We start from the raw sequence: 18,455 nt of genomic DNA on the forward strand, positions 1-18,455 counted from the left end.
CACGCCGCGACGCCGGGGCTGCGTGTCCCCGCGCGGCGGCCTGCCCGCCGCCGCAGTCGCGCCGCGGCTGCACGCCACCGGCAGCGGATGCCGGCTGTCAACCGGCGTCCACCACACGGCTGGCTTCCGCGTGATCGGCTGAGTCTATGGATGGCTCGGTCTCGGTGCGGTCCGCCAACGGTCTCGATCGATCACACCACGCTTACGAATCGGCATCGGCCGATCACCGAGCGCGCGCGTTTGGTCCGTCTCGCCCATCGGAGCCGGAAAGGTCGCGTCGCGCGACTCTCAGCTCAGGGCCCGTTTGAGCAGTTTACCGGTGGCCGTCATCGGCAGCGACTCCACAATGGCGACGATCCGCGGATATTTGTATGCCGCCATCTGCTCCTTGCCCCACTCGACCAGTTCGTCCTCGGTGACCGCCGCACCCGGCTTGAGGATCACGAACGCCTTGACCTCTTCGCCGTGCCGCGGGTCCGGCACGCCGATCACCGCCGCGAGCGAGACCGCCTCGTGCATCATGAGGACCTCTTCGATCTCCCGCGGGTAGACGTTGAACCCACCCCGGATGATCATGTCTTTGGCGCGGTCCACGATGTAGTAGAAGCCGTCCTTGTCCCGCCTGCCGAGGTCGCCGCTGCGGAACCAGCCGTCCCGCATGACCTCCGCGGTCGCCTCCGGCCGGTTGTAGTACCCGCGCATGATGTTGTGCCCGCGGATCGCGATCTCGCCGATCTCGTCCACGGCGTCGATCGTGTTCCACAGCTCGTCGATGAGCTTCAGCTCGACGCCCCAGATCGGAATCCCGATCGATCCCGGCCGAGGATCGCCGTTCGGGTCGCTGAACGTCGCCACCGGCGAGGTCTCCGACAGCCCGTACCCCTCGAGGATCGTCACCCCGAAGCGCTCCTTGACCTCCCGGATGATCTCGATCGGCAGGCTCGACCCCCCGGACACCGCCCGTCGCATGTTCCGCGCGATCCGTTCCACGTCCACGCCGGCGGTGAGCGCGTTGAGCAGCCCCCAATACATCGTCGGCACCCCGGCGAAGAACGTCACGTTCTCCTTTTCGAGCAGCTGGACCGCCGCCTCCGCGTCGAACCGGGGGAGCAGCACCAGCGTGGACGCCGTCGCGAAGCCCGCGTTCATGTTGACCGTCGAGCCGAACGAGTGGAACAGCGGCAGCACGGCCAGGTGCGTGTCGGTCCCCGGCACCGTCTGGAACAGCCGGTTGCACGTGAGGGCGTTGAGGACCAGGTTCGAGTGCGACAGCTCGGCACCCTTGGCCTGCCCGGTCGTCCCGCTCGTGTAGAGGATGACCGCCGGATCCGTCTCGGTCAGCAGCACCGGCTCGAAGACGGGGGACTGCCCGGTCAGCGCCGCCCCGAGTGTCTCCGTCCCGTCGATCGGCGACGGCGCCGCCGGATCCGCCGTGATCAGGAAGAAATGCTCGCAGTGTTCCACCTGCCCGAACCCGGCAAATCCCTCGGTGCCCATCGGCAGGTCGGCGGTGCCCTGGAAGCAGAAATACGCCTTCGCGTCCGAGTCGTCCAGGTGGTAGGCGATCTCGCGTCCCTTGAGCAGCACGTTCAGCGGCACGACCACCGCGCCGGCCTTGAGGATGCCGTAGTAGACGATCGGGAAGTAGGGAAGATTCGGGCAGGACAGCGCCACCTTGTCGCCGGGCCGGATCCCCCGCGCGACCAGCATGCCGGCGACCTGATTCGCCGCGGCGTTGACCTGCGCATACGTCAGCCGCTGCTCGCCGAGCACCACCGCGGCCCGCTCCGGATTGGTCCGAGCGCTGTCCTCCAGCAGGATCGAGAGGTTGAGCATGCGGTGGGGTCCCTTCCACGCGTGGGTGTGACGGCCGTCTCATCCCAGCATGCCCCGACGGGATGAAGAACCCTACGTTCCGGTCGTGTTTCGCCCCCGACATTGTCCTCTTCCCGATCATGTCACCGTCCGCCCCCGCAGAATCGGAACCGCGGTGGCGATCACGGCCACCACGACACAGACCGCCATCACCGTCAGCGCCGCCGGCCAGGGGATCACCACGTCCACCGCCCGGTTCAGCTCGGCCGCGACCGCCGACCGCATGCCGTCGAGAGAGACCGCCGCGACCGCCGCCGCCAGGCCGGTCCCGATGACGACCGCCAGCACCGCCTCCGCCGAGGTAACCCGCAGCACCTGACCGGTGGTCGCGCCGGTGAGCCGCAGCGCCCGGAATTCCGCCCGCCGTGCGGCCGTAGCCATCAGCAGCGTGTTCGCCACGGCTAACCCCGTGTAGCCGACGGTGAGCCCGATCAGGACCACCAGGAACAGGTCGAGGAGCCGGCCCTCCTGGTCGATCTGACCCTGGACGTACGCCCGCGCGGACATCACCTGGGCGCCGGGCGCGGCGACCGCGTGGCCGCGGAGTTGCACGGCATCGGTGAGCGCGACCGGATCGTGCCGTCGCACCAGGTCCCGGGGCACCGCGACACCCGGCTCCGTGTCCGCCACGACGGCCGTGACCGGTAACCGGTCCGCGGAGCCGTCCGCCCAGCGGACAGTAAGCGTCGTCCCGGCGGCGGCCTTCAGTTCCCGAGCCGTCGACCGGTTCAGGACGGCACCCCGGCTCGCGCGATCGTCGTCCACCCCCGCGACGTCGTAGCCTTTTGCGCCCGCCGCCGTTCCGATGAGCACCCGGGTCGGCAGACTGGACGTCCCGCTCTGTGCGCGGACCACCGCGTCGCTGAGTCCCGGTGTGCCGTCCGGCGCCAGGATCTCAGCCACCGGGATCTTCGCGGTCTCGTCCGCGCCGGTGGCCCGTTCGATGGTCGCCACCGTCCCGGTGAGAAGCACCATGAAGCCGACCGTCAGCAGCACCGGCACGGCGGTGGAGGCCACCCGGCGAACCGCGACCAGCGTCCCCTCCCGCACCAGCATGCCGGTCGCCGCCCGCCGCCACGGCCAGGTCACCACCCGCACCAACGGCACGATCAGCGGCGGCGCCAGCATCGCGGCCGCGGTGAGCAGCAGCATCGCCGCGCCCAGCCCGGCGGTCGACCGGGTGGTGATCGGCATCGACGGCAACCCGGCCAGCAGCGCCACCCCACCCGCGGTCGTCCCGACCCCGGCGATCCACCGCACCGCCGTCATCGGACGCCGGTCGGCGGCAGCCTCCCGCAACGCGCCGAGCGGGGAGATCCGGCTGGACCGGCGGGCAGCGGCGGTGACGCCGGCAACCGCGACGACCACGCCGAGAACGAACGCCGCGACCCAGGCCATCGGCTGCGCCGGCACCACGAACGTGGCGGGCTCGACTCCGACGTCGATCATCGGCCGTGCCAGCAGGGGTGCCGCCAACGCGCCGGCCGGCACGCCGACCAGCCCCGCGATCGTCGCGACCACCAGCGTCTCGGAATACATCAGACGCCGTACCTGGCCCGGCGTGGCCCCGATCGTCCGGAGCAGACCGATCTCGCGGGCACGCTGCCTGGTGCTCAGCGCACACGTCGAGGCGACGACGAACACCATGACGAACAGACTCAGCCCCATCATCGCGATGAGGAGCTGCGCGCCGATCCACCGGACGCGGGACTCGCTGCCGGGTTCGAGCACGCTGCGTGCGCCACCGGTCAGCACTGTTCCGGCGCTGCCCACCACACCCCGCGCGGCAGCCGCGACCGTTTCGGGATCGCCGGTGCCGGTCAGTCCGATGACGCGGACCCCACCCGCGAGGCGCGACGCGGTGGTGTCCGCGACGTACAAGCCGGGTCCGTCGAGTGTCCCCGTCACGGTCCAGGTCGCCGGCCCGGCCGCGGTCACCACCTCGATCAGCGATCCCGGCGTGGCACCCCCGACGGCGACGTCACCGTCGCGAGCGGGTGCCCGTCCGGAGGTGAGCCGGTAACCACCGAGCGCGGCCGCGGACCACGCGTGCCCGTCGGAGCGTGCGGTTTCCGGGTCGCCGGTAGCGTGCCCACCCGTCAGACGCTGCACGTAGAAGATCGGATCGGGCACGGCTGCGGTGACCCCCGGGAGCGAACCCAGCCGGGCGGCGAGCCCGGCCGCCTCCGGCGGCGTCCACGAGCGATATTCCGGGTGGCCCAGGTCGTCCTGACCGACCGCCGGCGATTGCACCATCACCGGTGCGGCGGAGTAGCGCTCGGGCGTCGCCGGGCGGGACGCGAGCAGTAACGTGCCGGCGCCCGCGACCAGCGCCACACCGGCCGCGATCGCCACGAACGTGCCCGCGAAGCTGCCGAAACGGTGCCGCACCATCTGCCAGGCCAGGGTCACGGCGCCACCGCCGCGGTGCCACGGCCCGGACGGGCCTCCTCGAGCCGCGCGGTCCGCACGGCGATCTCCCGCGCGCCGGACGGGCTGTGGAGATCGTCAACGATCCGGCCGTCGCCCAGGAACAACACCCGGTCGGCGTGCGCGGCCGCGAACGGGTCGTGCGTGACCATCACGATCGTCTGGCCATGCCGGTCCACGGCCTGCCGCAGCAGTCGCAGCACCTCACGCCCGGACGTCGCGTCCAGCGCACCGGTCGGTTCGTCCGCGAACACCACCGCCGGGCGGGTGACCAGGGCGCGCGCGATGGCGACGCGCTGCTGCTGCCCGCCGGACAGCTCCACCGGGCGATGCGCGGCCCGCTCGGCGAGCCCGACCTCGCCGAGCATGGCCGTCACCTCGCCGGGCGCCGGCGACCGCCCGGCCAGGCGCAACGGCAATGCCACGTTCTGTGCCGCGGTCAGCGCGGCGATCAGGTTGAAGGCCTGGAAGACAAAGCCGACTCGGGACCGTCGCAACTCCGTGAGGATCCGCTCGGACAGGCCCCCGATCGCCGTGCCGTCGATCATCACCTCGCCGGCGCTCGGCCGGTCGAGCCCCGCCGCGCAATGAAGCAACGTCGACTTGCCGGAACCGGACGGACCCATGACGGCCGTGAACGTTCCCCTCGGAAACGCGATGTCGAGCCGGTCCAGAGCGGTGACGCGGTGCGGCCCGGTGCCGTACGTCCTGGTCACCTCGTGGAGCTCGACCGCTGGTGGTGTGTGCTGCCTCGTCATGGCGTCCAGCTAAGCGGCCGGCGGCGGCGAGCACAGTGGAGCTGGATGGAGTCTTGAAGGTATATCCAGCACTACCGACAGGGCCCCGGCCGGGCCGGTACGGTGCCTCGCATGCCGGTTCGCAACGCGCTCGAAGCGCTCACGATGCGGCCGACGCAGTTCCTCTGCTCGGCCTGGCCCTGGCGGTCCCTGACCTACCTTGTCGGCGGCGTCGGCTTCGGCCTGGTGACGTTCGCGCTCCTCACGGTCCTGATCGGCGTCGGCGTCATCCTGTCCATCGTGGTCGTCGGCGTCGCGGCGTATGTGGGCACCGTTCTCGCCGCCGTCGGCATCGCGCGCATGGAGCGCTGGCGCATGAGACTAGTCGACGACGACACCCTTCCCGACCCGCACGGGCCACCACCACGGCGTGGCATCCGCGGCTGGGTAATGTTCCGCCTGCGCGAGACGGCGACCTGGCGCGAGCTCGGCTATACCTTGTTGTCAGCGCTCATGCTGTGCTGGATGGACGCCGCGGTGCTCGCCGGGGCGATCCTGATCCCGTTCTGGGTGATCCTGACCCCGTTCTATGCCAACGACCAGTCGCTGTGGGTGACGGTCCCGGTCGCGTTCGGGGGCGTCCCCTTGGCGATCATCATGGCCTATCCGGTGACCGCCTGGGCCGGTGCTCGCGCCGCCATGGCACGAGCGATCCTCGCGCCCCGGGCCGACGACGCCGACGTGAAGCTGGTCGAGGTGACCCGCTCCCGCGCCCGGCTGCTCGATGCCTTCGAGCTGGAGCGCCGCCGCATCGAGCGCGATCTGCACGACGGCGCCCAGCAGCGTCTGGTCGCGCTCAGCATGAAACTCGGTCTCGCACGGCTCGAGATACCCAGTGGCTCAGCCGCAGCCGAGCAGGTCGCCACCGCTCACGAGCTGGCGAAACAGGCGCTGACCGAGATTCGTGAGCTGATCCGGGGCGTACACCCGAAGGTCCTCACCGACCGCGGTCTGGAAGCCGCCGTCGGCGAGGTCGTGGCCACCGTGCCCATACCGGTCGACGTGACGATCGAACTGCCCGGGCGTCTGTCGCCGATCATCGAGGTGACGGCCTATTTCGTGGTGGTGGAGACCCTGACGAACGTTGCCAAACACAGCGAGGCGCAGCGCGTCTCGGTCACCGGCGAGCTGGCCGGCGGGCAGTTCGTCCTGCAGGTCCGCGACGACGGGCACGGCGGCGCCGACCCCACCCGGGGCACCGGGCTGATCGGCCTGGCCGACCGGGTCGCGGCGGTCGACGGCACGGTCGCGCTGAGCAGCCCACCGGGCGGGCCGACCCTCGTGCGTATCGAGATTCCGGTGCCGGCATGACGACGTCCACCGCCCCGGAGAACCGTGCACTACGCGTTGTCATCGCCGAAGACGGCCTGATCGTGCGCGAGGGCGTCGCGGTGATCCTCCAACGCTTCGGCCACGAAGTCGTCGCGGCCGTCGGCGACGCGGACGCGCTGCGCGACGCGGTCGTCGAGCTCGCACCGGACGTCGTGGTCACCGACGTGCGTATGCCACCCGGCTTCAGCGACGAGGGCCTGCAGGCCGCGATCGCGCTGCGCGCCGCCGATCCGGACCTGCCGGTCCTGGTGCTGAGCCAGTACGTCGAGCAGACGTACGCGTCCGAGCTGCTCGATTCGGGCCGCTCGACAGCTGTCGGATACCTGCTGAAGGACCGCATCGGCGACGTGACCGAGTTCGTCGACGCGATCCTCGCCATCGCGGACGGCCGCACGGTCGTCGACCCCGAGGTGGTCCGCCAGCTGCTGGCGCGCCGCCGCGACCCGCTCCTGCTGCTGACACCGCGGGAACGTGAGGTGCTCGCCCTGGTGGCGGAGGGCCGGTCCAACACCGCGATCGCCCGTGCGCTGGTCGTCACCGAGGCGGCCGTCGCCAAACACATCGGGAGCGTGCTGACGAAACTGGAACTGCCACCCGACGCCGACGACCACCGGCGCGTCCGGGCCGTCCTCGCCTACCTGCGCGCCTGAAAGGACGTACGCCATGTTGATGCTCGTTGATACCGTCGCCGGGCATGGTGGACGGTTTCCAGGCCGACGCGACCCAGATCCGGCGGCACGCCACGCAGGTCGACGCCGTGCGCGCCCGCTTCGCCGCGGTCCGGTCAGCCGGTGCGCACATCACCCAGGACGACGCCGCGTACGGGATGTTGTGCTCGTGGATCCCCGGCATTCTCGAGGGCCGCCGGGTACGCCATGACACCCTGCTCGCCTACGTCGAGGAGAACCTCGCGCTGGCCGCCGACGCGCTCGAACAGTCCGCCGAGGCGTACGGGCAAACCGACGACGCCGCGGCCCGGACCATCCGCCAGGCGGGCGGCGGCGGCGCATGAGCGACGCCCTGATCGCCCCGGTCGTCTCGACTCGCACCCCGTGGACCGGCACGTCTCTGCCCGACGGCATCTCGGGCCTGACCAGTGCGATCCGCAGCGAGGGCTGGGTCGACGACCTGCTGGCCGGCGGCTCACTCGCGATCGAGGGCGTGTCCATCACGCTCGACCCGCTCAGCGCGCTGCTGGCGAACGGGCTCGGCTGGGCGATGGAGTATTTCGACCCGCTGCGGGAGATGCTCGACAGGCTCACCGGCATGCCCGACGTGGTCGCCGCGCACGCCGCGAGCTGGGACCGGATGGCTACCGAGCTCGCCGACGTGTCCGCCACCCTGCAGTCGCAGGTGTCCGCCGACCTGCCCGACTGGCAGGGCGCCGCCGCCGACGCGTACCGGGCGATGATGACCTGCAACGTGCAGGCCGCAGGCGGCTTGGGCGCCGCCTCGTCGGCGATGGCGGCCGCGACCCAGGCCGCCGGAAACCTGGTGCGGTTCACCCGCGACATCGTCCGCGACCTCATCGCCGACCTGGTCGCCCGCGTGATCGTCTGGGCGGCCGAGGCCCTCTTCGTGGTGACGATCCCGCTGGTGGCCGCCCAGATAGCCGGCGCGGTCACGAAGTGGGCGGGCCGGCTACTCGGCTACACGAGCGCCCTGGTCACCAGCCTGCGCAACCTGTCGAGAATCGTGGGCGCCTGAGCCTCACTTGGCTCGCAGATGCTCCAGCACCAGCGGATCGACGGCGCCTGCGACGATGCGCTCCTCCAGGTTCTCGACGCCTGCCCAGGAGGCCAGTGCCTCGTCCAGGTCCGCGGCCTCGAACCCCTTGGCGGTCAGCAACGCCCGCACCTCGGCCGCCGCCTCGGCCTCCAGGGGGATCAGCGTCGCCGGGTCCGGGCGCTCGAAGTACAGCGAGTGCATCGCCAGCAGCCGGGCCATCTCGGCTACCGGGTCCGGGTGGTCGTCGACGCGCAGGTCGACCCACACGTCGCTGGTGCCGCCGTAGCCCATGCCCTTCGCCGCCACCAGCAACGCGGCGCTCTGCCGGCCGCGCCGGTCGCCGCCCGCGAGGTCGCCGGCCCGCAGCGCCGCGAGCAAGCGGTACGCCAGGCGGTCCTCGCCCGCGCCGGCCAGCCAGGTGCTCTCCATGTCCGCGACGACCTGCGGGCCGGCGAGCATGTTTCCCTGGATCGCGTAGCCGTCGCCGGCCACCCCGCCCGCCCATGGATGGCACGCGGTCCCGGTGAACGTCGCCCCGTCGCCGCTCGGCGCCACCACCCCGACCTGGCGCTGGTCGACCGCGCCGGCGTCCCCGGCGATCAGCGCCTTCACGGTTTCCGCCGCCGCCGTGCCGGTGCCGAGCATCGCGAGCGCCTGCGGCTTGTACGCGAGGTTCGCATACGACTGGGTGGCCACGGCTCCGACCTCCGCCGACGCGGCCGGCACCGCCGCTCCCACCCCCAGGAACTTGCTGGCCACGGCCACACCCAGAGCTTTACCGTCGGCGGATCGCGCCACGATCGAGAACGTCATGGCACGGCAGGCTAGTCGCGATTCCGCCCCGGGCGCGAGGGGCGCCGAAACAAAAGATCACCTACGCGCCGGGAAGCGGAACCTCGTCTGTGAGTACGGTTCGCCCTTGCCGAACGCCAGGATCTTCGACGGGGGCACGGCGAAGACCAGGGCCACGGTGCCGTCGTCGCCGCGGAACGCGCCGTCGCCGGGGGTGAAGTCCCAGCCCAGGCGGGTCTTCCACAGCCCGGCGAGGGTGCGCAGGAGCCCGGGGTCGCCGACGCGTCCGGCCGCGCCCTCGACGATCACGTCCAGACCCTGGTCCTGGTGGTCGGTGCCGGTGGTGAGGACGCACCGCGGCTCGTGGGCGAGGTTGCGGGCCTTCTGCTCCTCGGCGCCCGTGCAGAAATGCAGCGCGCCCGTGGTCCAGACGCCCGGCAGTGGAGTCACGTGGGGGCGCCCGTCGGTCCGCACGGTCGACAGCCAGAAGATTTTCGCGTCGGTGAGCACCCGGTCCACGTCATCCCAGGGCCGCGCCACCGCGCCGGGCGAGCTGAACCGCGCGTCCAGCTCCGCGAGAGGTTCGGTCATTGCCGCATGCTATCGGCGGACGAACCCGGTCGCACTCACCTGATCTTTCGCAGCGCCGGCGCCGAGGCGGTGCTGTACTGCCGCGCGTTCGCCGGGCGGCGACGGCTGTTCAGGCGCCGCGGCACGACTTCGACGCGCGGTTCCCGATCCGGGTCGAGCTGCTCGGCGGAGGCGACCACGACCACCCCGGCAAGCCCCTCGTTGAGCATGCGCATGGCGGCGGGCCAGTCGCCCGGAATCAGGCCGATCACGTTGTATCGCTTGGCGGCGCAGTAGTCGAGGCATCGCGCGGCGGTGACTCCGTAGTTTTCCGGGCGCACGAAAATCACTGCGTTGATCACGGACTCCGTCCCCTTCACTCGGCCGCGCCGCCGGGGCGCGAGCCACTCCACCTAACCGAATTGGGCACTCTCCGCGCATCGGCCGTTGTGGATGAGTAACCGTCCGGAATCACACCGATAAGCATCGATCGGTCGTTTCGTATCATCCGACCGGGCAATTTCCGCCCGCGGGGTTGCTTTTGTACGCCTCGACGAGAATCCTGCGCGCGGAATTGAGCATGGTCGACAGTGGACTGGCCTGCGTGTCGTTGATATGACGGGCCGGGGGTTTGGCCGGGTCGGCGTCGCCCCGGCGGTGCGGCGGCGCCGGGCGGTATTGACGGACGTTCCTATGACGGGCAGTGTATTGGCGTTCACTTTAGGTGGGGGTGCTGCCTTGAAGGTCACGGTCGACACGAGGCTGTGCATCGGCTCCGGGACCTGCGCGATGACCGCTCCGGCGGTGTTCGACCAGGATGAGGAGCAGGCGCTGGTCGTGGTGCTCGATGAGGCGCCCCCGGAGTCGGAGCGGGCGGCGGTCGCCCTCGCCGTCGAGCGATGCCCCGCCGCCGTGATCCTCATGCACTCCTGACAACCTCGCCCGTGTCGCATGTCACGGCCGTTCCGAGCGGAACAACCGCTGATCTTCCGGATCCGGCTTGCCGGGCCGCGGAGCGCAAACCACGATGGATTCATGGGCGAACCGCTGCTCCACCCCGACCGGCTGCTGCCCGCGCAGCCCGAGGTGCGGGCGATCGCCCGCCGTCTCTACGACGAGGTGCGGCACCTGCCGATCATCTCGCCGCACGGGCATGTCGACCCCCGCATGCTGCTCGACGACCCGCCGTTCCCCGATCCGGCGGCGCTGTTCATCCAGCCCGACCACTACGTGACGCGGCTGCTGCACGCCGGTGGCGTCACCCTCGACCGGCTCGGCGTCGGTGAGGGGCCGCTGCCGGCCGACCGGGCGCGGGCGGCCTGGCGGCTGCTGTGCGAGAACTGGCATCTGCTGCGCGGCACCCCGGTGCGGTATTGGCTGGACGCCGAGCTCGGCGACATCTTCGGAATCACGTCACGGCCGGACGCGAACAACGCCGATGCCCTGTACGACCGGATCGCCGAGCAACTGGCCGCGCCGAGTCACCGGCCGCGGGCCCTGCTCGAGCGGTTCGGCATCGAGTTCCTGGCCACCACCGACGACCCGGCCGACGACCTGTCCCCGCACGCGGCGCTCGCCGCCGACCCCGCGATCCGCACCCGGGTGGCGCCGACGTTCCGGCCGGACAAATACCTCGAGGCGGGCCGCACCGACTGGCCCGACCTGGTCAAGACCCTCGGCGAGGCCGCGGACGTCGACGTCAGCACGTACGGCGGGTACGTGGCGGCGCTCCGGCAGCGCCGCCGGCACTTCGTCGAGCACGGCGCCGTGTCCGCCGACCACAGCCATGCCGACGCGTACGCGGAACCGCTGGGTGGCCGGGAGCCGGAACGGATCTTCCGGCGTGCCCTGGCCGGCCAGGCGACCAGCGCGGAGACCGTGGCGTTCCGGCGGCACATGCTGTTCCAGATGGCCCGCATGTCGGTCGAGGACGGACTCGTGATGACCCTGCACCCGGGCATCTACCGCAACCACCACCCGGAAACCCTGCACCGGTACGGGCCGGACACCGGTCACGACATCCCGGTCGCTGTCGAGTTCACCCGGGCGTTGCAGCCGCTGCTCGCCGCGTTCGGCACCGAACCGGGCTTCCACCTGGTGCTGTTCACCGTCGACGCGGACGTGTTCAGCCGCGAGATCGCGCCGCTCGCCGGGTTCTACCCGTCGGTGTACGCGGGCGCGCCCTGGTGGTTCCTGGACAACCCGTCCGCGATCCGGGAGTTCCAGCGGTCGGTGACCGAGATCGCCGGGTTCGCCCGGCTGTCCGGGTTCATCGACGACACCCGCGCGTTCTGCTCGATCCCGGCCCGGCACGACATGTCCCGGCGGCTCGACGCCGGCCACCTGGCCCAGCTGGTCGCCGAGCACCGGCTCGGCGAGGACGAGGCCGCCGGCACGCTGCGCACGCTGGTCGCCGAGCAACCGAAACGAGTGTTCAAGCTATGAGGATCGTGCACCTGGGCCTGGGCAATTTCTTCCGCGCGCACCAGGCCTGGTACACGTCGGCCGCCCCGGACGCGCAGCAGTGGCCGATCGCCGCGTTCACCGGGCGCTCGCCGACGGCGGCCGACGCGCTGAACCGGCAGCACGGGCGGTACACGCTGCTGGTCCGCGGGCCGGTGACGGACCAGGCGTCGATCATCGGGGCGGTCGATCGGGCGTACGCGGGAAATGATCTTGAAGCCTGGCGGACGCACCTGGCGTCGCCGCACACCGCCGTGCTCACGCTGACGGTGACGGAAGCCGGCTATCTGCGCGGCCCGGACGGGCGGCTCGACTCGACCTCCGAGCGGGTGCGGGCCGACGTGGCGGCGTGGCGGCGCGGCGATCCGGTCCGCACCGTGCCCGGCCGGCTGATGGCGGGACTCTCGGAACGTCGCGTCTATCGCGGAGGACCGATAGCGATCGTCCCGTGCGACAACCTGCCGGACAACGCGGCCGCCGTCGCCCGGGTGCTCTACGACTTCACCGAACTGGCCGAACCCGCCCTGGTCCCGTGGATCCGCGACCACGTCTCGTTCGTCTCGACGATGGTCGACCGGATCACCCCGCGCAGCACCGACGACGACGTGGCCGCCGCCCGCGCGCTGACCGGTTTCGACGATGCCGTCCCGGTCGTCACCGAGCCGTTCACCGAATGGGTGCTCAGCGGCGTGTTCCCGTCCGGCCGCCCCCGCTGGGACGACGCCGGCGCCCGTTTTGTCGCTGATGTCACGCCGCATGAGCAGCGCAAACTTCTGCTGCTCAACGGCGGGCACAGCCTTCTCGCGTACGCGGGGAGCGCGCGCGGCCACCAGACCGTGGCCGACGCCGTCGCTGACGACACGTGCCGCGCCTGGCTCGGCGAATGGTGGGACGAGGCGAGCCGTCACCTGCCGTTACCCGCCGCGGAGCTGACCGCCTACCGGGCCGCGCTGCTGACCCGGTTCGCCAACCCGCGGATCCGGCACACCCTGGCGCAGATCGCCGCCGACGGCTCGCAGAAGATCCCGATCCGGGTGCTGCCGGTGCTGCGCGCCGAACGCGCCGCCGGCCGGATGCCGCCGGGCACCGTCCGGATCGTCGCGGCGTGGATCGCCCATCTGCGCGGCGCCGGAGCACCGGTGGCGGACGCCGGCGCCGAGCCGTACCGGCAGCGGGCCTCGGACGTGCGGGCCGTGCTCGGGCTGCTGGCCCCGGAGCTGGCCGGCGACGACGACCTGGTCGCCGCGATCGAGAAGGCTGTCTGACGGCGCCTCGTCACGAAGCGCGATCGAGAAGCCGGTCTAACCAGGGCGCCCGGTCCCGCAGCCCACGTCCAGGGCCGTCCGCGCGTCCAGGTCGGCCGCGATCGCCACGTACGCGTCCAGGTCGTCCCGGTCGTCCTCGAACAGGTCGTACAGCGCGGCGAGCCGCGGATCGGCGTAGATCGCATCGACGGTCATGCGCACACGCTACTTCTGGAGGGCGTCGGGTGTGCGGGCGTGTCACTCTTGGTGCGGGACACTGCCTGGCCCAGGTCGGAGGAAGACCATGTCAGACGCGAGCTTCGCACGTCCGCGCGGCGAGACTTTCGAGTACGCCGGAGCCACCGTCGAGCTGGTCGACGCCGGCACGATACTGGCGGCCGCCCGGGTCAACCCGGTCGAGCTGCTCCGCCGCAGCACCTGGCCGGCGCCGGTGCAGCGGGTCGACCTGACGGTGGCCAGCGCGGACCGGCCGGGCGGGCCGGTGCACACGTTCGACGCGGCGATCAGCACCGCCGACGAGCCGATGTCCAAGGAGCGCATCCGCGCGCTGGTGCTCGGCAACGACCCGGTCGGGCTGCTGCTCGCGAAACGGATCGAAGCCGGTGATCCGGTCGCCACCCGCATCGTCGATGGTGTGGGTGCGGCGGCCGCGGCGGCGTACCGGAAACTGGGTCTGGATCGCCCCGCCCAGCCGACGCCGAACCGCCCGCCCGCCACTCTCGCGGATGCCGTGGTCGGCCTGCAGGCCGGCGTGACCTACGACGAGAGCGGAACCGTCGTGCGGCTGCACGCCGAGGTGCCGCGCGACGACGTCACCCCCGCCCACCTGCAGGCTTTCACCGGGCTGATGCTGCAGACCGTGCTCGAGCTGACCGGCCCGGACGCCCTCCGCGGCCGGCGCTACGTGATCAGCCGGGAAACCGTGTCGAAGGTGCCGCCGACCACCCAGACGGTCACGCTCGACATGGTCGGCGGACTCAACGATCTGGTCGCCGAGCTCCGCCAGATCGCCGTGTCGTTCCGGCATCCCGAGGCGATGGCCCGCTGGGGTGCCCGCCGGCCGCAGGGCATCCTGATGTTCGGGCCGCCCGGCACCGGCAAGACCATGCTGTCGCGAGCGCTCGCCAACGAGATCGGCGCCGACTTCCGGGAGATCCGCACCCCGGAGATCCTGGACAAGTGGCTCGGCGGCTCGGAACGCAACATCAAGCAGATCTTCCGGGACGCCCGCCGCTACCGGGTGCCCACGCTCATGCTGTTCGACGAGTTCGACTCGATCATCAGCTACGCGGGCGCCGGCGGCGACGCGGCCAGCCAGGCGATCAACGCCGTGGCCGGCATCTTCAAGCAGGAGATGAACGACCTCATCGAGGCCAACCCCAACGTGATCGTGGTGGCCACCACCAACTTCCCGCACCGCGTCGACGACTCGCTGATCCGCTCCGGCCGCTTCGACGTCAAGATCAACGTGCCGCGGCCGGACGAGGCCGGGCGCGCCGAGATCTTCCGCAAGATGATCCGCAGCCTCATCGCCGCGCACGACGCGCCCGGCTTCCGCATGTTCGCCGAGGATCTCGACCTGGACGAGCTCGCCCGTGCCAGCGCCGGCATGACCGGCGCCGACATCAAGGAGGTGCTGCGGCGGGTGCAGCTGGCGAAGGCGATGCAGGACGCCCGCAGCGGCGGCGGGCAGGTCGAGCCGATCTCTCAGCAGGACCTGCTCGGCAGCATCCGGGAAGTGCTCACGTCGCAGTAGCCGACAGGTGCCGGGCGAAGAACCGGTTCCCGGCGTCCCCCTCGAACCGCGGGACGCCGGTGTGGCCGCCCATGTTGGCGTGCAGCGTCTTCTCCGTCGAGCCGAACGCGTCGAACAGGTCGAGCGCCATCTGCCGGTCGTTTCCCTGGTCGTCCCACTGCAGCAGCACATGCAGCGGAATGGTGACCTGCCGGGCCTGCTCGATGATGGTGCGCGGCACGAAACTGCCGGCGAACAGCAGGGCGGCCGAGATGCGGGGCTCGACCACCGCCAGCCGTACGCCGAGGGAGATCACCCCACCCGCGAATCCGACCCGGCCGGCGATCTCCGGGAGCGGCAGGAGGGCGTCGAGCAGAGCCCGCCATTCCGGGGTCGCGTCCTCGACCAGCGGAAGGATGAGCCGGTCGACGATGTCGTCGCTGACCGGCTCGCCGGCGGCCAGGGCCCGGCGCAGGTCGGCGCGGGCCTGCTCGGCGACGGCGGAAGCGGGCCGGTCGCCGCTGCCGGGGAGCTCGATGGTGGCCGCGGCGAAGCCCTCCGCGGCGGCGTGCCGGGCCCGGCCGGCCAGCCGCGGGTACATGCGGTGCAGTCCGCCCGGATGGCCCAGCAGAAGAAGCGGTGCCGGCGCGGAAGCCGGGGTCCACAGGATGCCCGGGATGTCGCCGAGGGTGAACCGGCGCTCGAGGACACCGTCGTCGAGGTGCTGTTCAGCGGTGAATTCCATGGGTCGTGCCTTTCGGGAGTACGCGATGACGGTGCTCCCGGACGACCTATCGCCCGGCCGTGACCCCGCGGGGGAGCACCCATGTCTGCTGCTTCACGGGTACCACCTCCTCGGTCTCTCGCACGGCTGCCGGGAACCTTAGCACTAGGCGGGTGCCGCCCGGTCGACGAGTGCGGCCGTGTCGACGCCCCGCGGAAGCGTGCCGAAGGAGTGTCCCCAATCGCCGGCCAGGCGGCTCGCGCAGAAGGCGTCGGCCACGTCGGCCGGTGCGTGCCGGACCAGCAGGGACGCCTGCAACACCAGCGCCATCCGCTCGACCACCCGGCGGGCCTGCCCCTCCGGGTCGTCGGTCAGCTCACTCTTCAGGCCGAGCAGCGCGTCGTCGAGCCGGCGGTCCGCGCCCGCCGCCGCCGCGACCTCGTCGAGGAACACGTCCAGCGACGACGGGTCGCGCCGCAGCGTGCGCAGCACGTCCAGCGCCTGCACGTTGCCGGAACCCTCCCAGATCGAGTTCAGCGGGGCGTCCCGGTACAGGCGCGGCATGCCCGACTCCTCGACGTAACCGTTGCCGCCCAGGCATTCCAGCGCCTCACCCACCAGGGCGGGCTGGCGCTTGCACACCCAGAACTTGCCCACCGCGACCGCCAGGCGCTTGAATCCCTGCTCGCCGCGATCCACCGCACCGGCCAGCCGCACCGCCAGCAGGGTCGCGGCCTCCGACTCGAGCGCCATGTCCGCGAGAACGTTGCGCATCGCGGGCTTGCCGGCCAGCGGGCCGCCGAACGCGTTGCGGTGCCGGGTGTGGTGGATCGCCTGGCTGAGCGCGGCGCGCATGCCGGCGGCGCTGCCGATCACGCAGTCCACCCGGGTCATCGCGACCATCTCGATGATCGTGCGGATGCCGTCGCCCTCGCCGCCCACCAGCCAGGCGGTGGTGTCGTCGAACTCGGGCTCGCTGCTCGCGTTGCTGCGGTTGCCGAGCTTGTCCTTGAGCCGCTGGATGCGGAACACGTTGCGGGTGCCGTCCGGCAGCACCCGTGGCACCAGGAAACACGACAGCCCGGCCGGCGCCTGGGCCAGCACCAGGAACAGGTCGCACATGGGTGCGCTGGTGAACCACTTGTGGCCGCGCAGCCGCCAGGTGCCGTCGGCCGCCGCGGTCGCGGTCGTCGTGTTGGCCCGGACGTCGGAGCCGCCCTGCTTCTCGGTCATGCCCATGCCGGCGAGGAGCCCGGCCTTCGCCGAGGGGGTGCGCAGACCCGGGTCGTACGCGCGTGCGGTGAGCAGTGGTTCGTACCGCGCGGCGAGGTCGGGGGCGTGGCGCAGGGCGGGGATGACCGCGTACGTCATCGAGATGGGGCAGGTGTGGCCGGACTCGACCTGTGACCAGACGTAGAGAGCGGCGGCGCGGGCGACGTGGGCCCCCGGGTGGCCGGTGCTCCAGGCGGTGCCGGCCAGGCCCTCGGCGACGGCCACCTCCATCAGGCGATGCCAGGAGGGGTGGAACTCGACCTCGTCGACGCGATGCCCGAACCGGTCGTGGGTGACCAGGCGCGGGGGGAAGCGGTTGGCGTCGTCGGCCCAGCGCTGCGGCTCGGCGGAGCCGGTCAGCTTGCCGAGGCGGTGCAGGTCGCCGACCGACCACGGGGCGCCCTCGCGGGCCACGGCGGCCAGCAGCGCGGTGTCGGCCGCGACGTCGTAGCCGGCCAGCGGGGGCGCCTGATTGAAGACCTCGTGGGTTTCGCTCACCACCGCAATGTACCGCCGGGTAACTTCGGGGCCAACCGGCTCCGCCGCCCCTGTGGATAACTCGGGATCGATGCGCCGGGAGGGCTAAGGTCGCCCGCATGGAATACGCGACCCGGGACACGCTGACCGCCGATCTGCGACGGCTCGGGCTCGGTGATGGTGCGGTGGTGGTGGTCCATTCGGCGTACCGGAGCCTGGGGTTCGTGGTGGGTGGGCCGCAGGCTGTCGTGGAGGCGCTGCTCGGCGTGGCGGGGACGCTGGTGGTGCCCACGCACACCTCGGAGAACACGGATCCGGCCAGCTGGGGCAATCCGCCGGTGCCGTCGTCGATGTGGGAGGCGATCCGGCACGAGGCGCCCGGGTTCGATGTCGGGCGCACGCCGGCCAGCCGGTGGATGGGCGTGCTGGCCGAGCTCGTGCGCAACTGGCCCGGGGCGCTGCGCAGTGATCATCCGCAGGTGTCGTTCGCGGCGGTGGGGGCGCGGGCCGCGGAGATCGTGGGGGATCACGCGCGGGCCGACGGGCTGGGGGAGCGGTCCCCGATCGGGGCGGTGTATCGGCTGGACGGGCGGATCCTGCTGCTGGGCTGCGGGTACGAGTCGAACACGTCGCTGCATCTGGCCGAGTCGCGGATCGCGGCGGCGCCGCGGCACGTGACCGGCTCGTCGATCCGGGGGCGGGACGGGCGGGCGCGCTGGGAGACGTGGTCGGAGGTGGCGGTCGACGCGAGCGATTTCGGCCTGCTGGGGGAGGCGTTCGAGAAGACCGGGGCGGTTTCGGTGGGGGCGGTCGGGTCGGCGACGGCGCGGTTGATGAGCCAGCGAGAGGTGGTGGATTTCGCCGGGGACTGGATTCCCCGGCACCGGGCGGGCTGGTCCTGAGAGGACATTTTCTCTCGACATAGGACACAAAGTCTTGATCATCGACGTCGATGACCGGGACGATCCTATGCACCCCGGTCGATCTTTGTGGCC

General features: G+C 71.6%; 18 protein-coding genes. 9 read left to right on the forward strand and 9 right to left on the reverse strand.

Annotated elements, in window-relative coordinates:
* Nucleotides 1–288: 288 nt before the first annotated feature.
* The 3 genes from HH310_RS20390 to HH310_RS20400 form a co-directional block, all read right to left on the reverse strand.
* A complete protein-coding gene (locus HH310_RS20390) occupies nt 289–1,836 on the reverse strand; it encodes a long-chain fatty acid--CoA ligase (protein WP_169177182.1) in 1,548 nt (515 codons plus the stop codon).
* 117 nt (nt 1,837–1,953) lie between these two features.
* Nucleotides 1,954–4,287, reverse strand: a complete 2,334-nt coding sequence (locus tag HH310_RS20395) for an ABC transporter permease (protein ID WP_169177183.1) — start codon at nt 4,285–4,287, stop codon at nt 1,954–1,956.
* Nucleotides 4,284–5,063, reverse strand: coding sequence for an ABC transporter ATP-binding protein (locus HH310_RS20400; protein ID WP_169177184.1), 780 nt, complete (start codon nt 5,061–5,063; stop codon nt 4,284–4,286). The genes HH310_RS20395 and HH310_RS20400 overlap by 4 nt, the downstream gene beginning before the upstream one ends.
* Nucleotides 5,064–5,174: 111 nt before the next feature.
* Between HH310_RS20400 and HH310_RS20405 the strand changes: the two genes are divergently transcribed.
* From HH310_RS20405 to HH310_RS20420, 4 genes are read left to right on the forward strand one after another with little or no spacing between them, the layout of a single operon-like run.
* Nucleotides 5,175–6,413, forward strand: coding sequence for a sensor histidine kinase (locus tag HH310_RS20405; protein WP_169177185.1), 1,239 nt, complete (start codon nt 5,175–5,177; stop codon nt 6,411–6,413).
* Nucleotides 6,410–7,084 (forward strand): response regulator transcription factor, encoded by a 675-nt coding sequence (locus HH310_RS20410; protein ID WP_169177186.1) that lies wholly within the window; start codon nt 6,410–6,412, stop codon nt 7,082–7,084. The genes HH310_RS20405 and HH310_RS20410 overlap by 4 nt, the downstream gene beginning before the upstream one ends.
* Nucleotides 7,085–7,128: 44 nt before the next feature.
* Nucleotides 7,129–7,446 carry a type VII secretion target gene (locus tag HH310_RS20415; protein ID WP_169177187.1) on the forward strand — a complete coding sequence of 106 codons (318 nt, stop codon included), beginning with the start codon at nt 7,129–7,131 and terminating at the stop codon, nt 7,444–7,446.
* Nucleotides 7,443–8,141, forward strand: a complete 699-nt coding sequence (locus HH310_RS20420) for a WXG100 family type VII secretion target (protein ID WP_169177188.1) — start codon at nt 7,443–7,445, stop codon at nt 8,139–8,141. Before HH310_RS20415 ends, HH310_RS20420 begins: the two co-directional genes overlap by 4 nt.
* Before the next feature lie 3 nt (nt 8,142–8,144).
* Here HH310_RS20420 and HH310_RS20425 read toward each other — a convergent pair whose 3' ends face one another.
* Genes HH310_RS20425 through HH310_RS20435 form a run of 3 tightly spaced genes read right to left on the reverse strand, consistent with a single transcriptional unit; the run spans nt 8,145 to nt 9,886 of the window.
* Nucleotides 8,145–8,975: a DUF1028 domain-containing protein gene (locus HH310_RS20425; protein WP_169177189.1), complete on the reverse strand. Its 831-nt coding sequence runs from the start codon at nt 8,973–8,975 to the stop codon at nt 8,145–8,147.
* A 57-nt stretch (nt 8,976–9,032) separates the two neighbouring features.
* Nucleotides 9,033–9,545 (reverse strand): pyridoxamine 5'-phosphate oxidase family protein, encoded by a 513-nt coding sequence (locus HH310_RS20430; RefSeq protein WP_169177190.1) that lies wholly within the window; start codon nt 9,543–9,545, stop codon nt 9,033–9,035.
* Nucleotides 9,546–9,580: 35 nt separating this feature from the next.
* Nucleotides 9,581–9,886, reverse strand: a complete 306-nt coding sequence (locus HH310_RS20435; RefSeq protein WP_169177191.1) for a hypothetical protein — start codon at nt 9,884–9,886, stop codon at nt 9,581–9,583.
* Between the two features lie 376 nt (nt 9,887–10,262).
* Here HH310_RS20435 and HH310_RS20440 point away from each other — a divergent pair, with 376 nt between their 5' ends.
* From HH310_RS20440 to HH310_RS20450, 3 genes are all read left to right on the forward strand, one after another.
* The gene (locus tag HH310_RS20440) at nt 10,263–10,457 is read left to right on the forward strand and encodes a ferredoxin (RefSeq protein ID WP_248294200.1); all 195 of its coding nucleotides are present in this window, start codon (nt 10,263–10,265) and stop codon (nt 10,455–10,457) included.
* Nucleotides 10,458–10,559: 102 nt separating this feature from the next.
* Nucleotides 10,560–11,969 carry a glucuronate isomerase gene (gene uxaC, locus HH310_RS20445; protein ID WP_169177193.1) on the forward strand — a complete coding sequence of 470 codons (1,410 nt, stop codon included), beginning with the start codon at nt 10,560–10,562 and terminating at the stop codon, nt 11,967–11,969.
* A complete protein-coding gene (locus HH310_RS20450; RefSeq protein ID WP_169177194.1) occupies nt 11,966–13,252 on the forward strand; it encodes a mannitol dehydrogenase family protein in 1,287 nt (428 codons plus the stop codon). Before uxaC ends, HH310_RS20450 begins: the two co-directional genes overlap by 4 nt.
* 36 nt (nt 13,253–13,288) lie before the next feature.
* Here HH310_RS20450 and HH310_RS20455 read toward each other — a convergent pair whose 3' ends face one another.
* Nucleotides 13,289–13,447: a hypothetical protein gene (locus tag HH310_RS20455; RefSeq protein WP_248294201.1), complete on the reverse strand. Its 159-nt coding sequence runs from the start codon at nt 13,445–13,447 to the stop codon at nt 13,289–13,291.
* 88 nt (nt 13,448–13,535) lie between these two features.
* Between HH310_RS20455 and HH310_RS20460 the strand changes: the two genes are divergently transcribed.
* Entirely contained in the window at nt 13,536–15,008 is a 1,473-nt protein-coding gene (locus tag HH310_RS20460) for a 26S protease regulatory subunit (RefSeq protein ID WP_169177195.1), read from the forward strand.
* Here HH310_RS20460 and HH310_RS20465 read toward each other — a convergent pair.
* Together HH310_RS20465 and HH310_RS20470 are read right to left on the reverse strand one after the other, a co-directional pair.
* Complete coding sequence (locus HH310_RS20465) at nt 14,995–15,732, reverse strand: alpha/beta hydrolase (protein ID WP_169177196.1); 738 nt, start codon at nt 15,730–15,732, stop codon at nt 14,995–14,997. The two genes, HH310_RS20460 and HH310_RS20465, sit on opposite strands and share 14 nt — an antisense overlap.
* 144 nt (nt 15,733–15,876) lie before the next feature.
* On the reverse strand, nt 15,877–17,481 hold the full coding sequence (locus tag HH310_RS20470; protein ID WP_312034227.1) for an acyl-CoA dehydrogenase family protein: 1,605 nt from the start codon (nt 17,479–17,481) through the stop codon (nt 15,877–15,879).
* A gap of 98 nt (nt 17,482–17,579) precedes the next feature.
* Here HH310_RS20470 and HH310_RS20475 point away from each other — a divergent pair, with 98 nt between their 5' ends.
* Nucleotides 17,580–18,362, forward strand: a complete 783-nt coding sequence (locus HH310_RS20475; protein ID WP_169177197.1) for an aminoglycoside N(3)-acetyltransferase — start codon at nt 17,580–17,582, stop codon at nt 18,360–18,362.
* Nucleotides 18,363–18,455 lie beyond the last annotated feature (93 nt).

The sequence above is a fragment of the Actinoplanes sp. TBRC 11911 genome, from assembly GCF_012933445.1.
GTDB lineage: Bacteria > Actinomycetota > Actinomycetes > Mycobacteriales > Micromonosporaceae > Actinoplanes.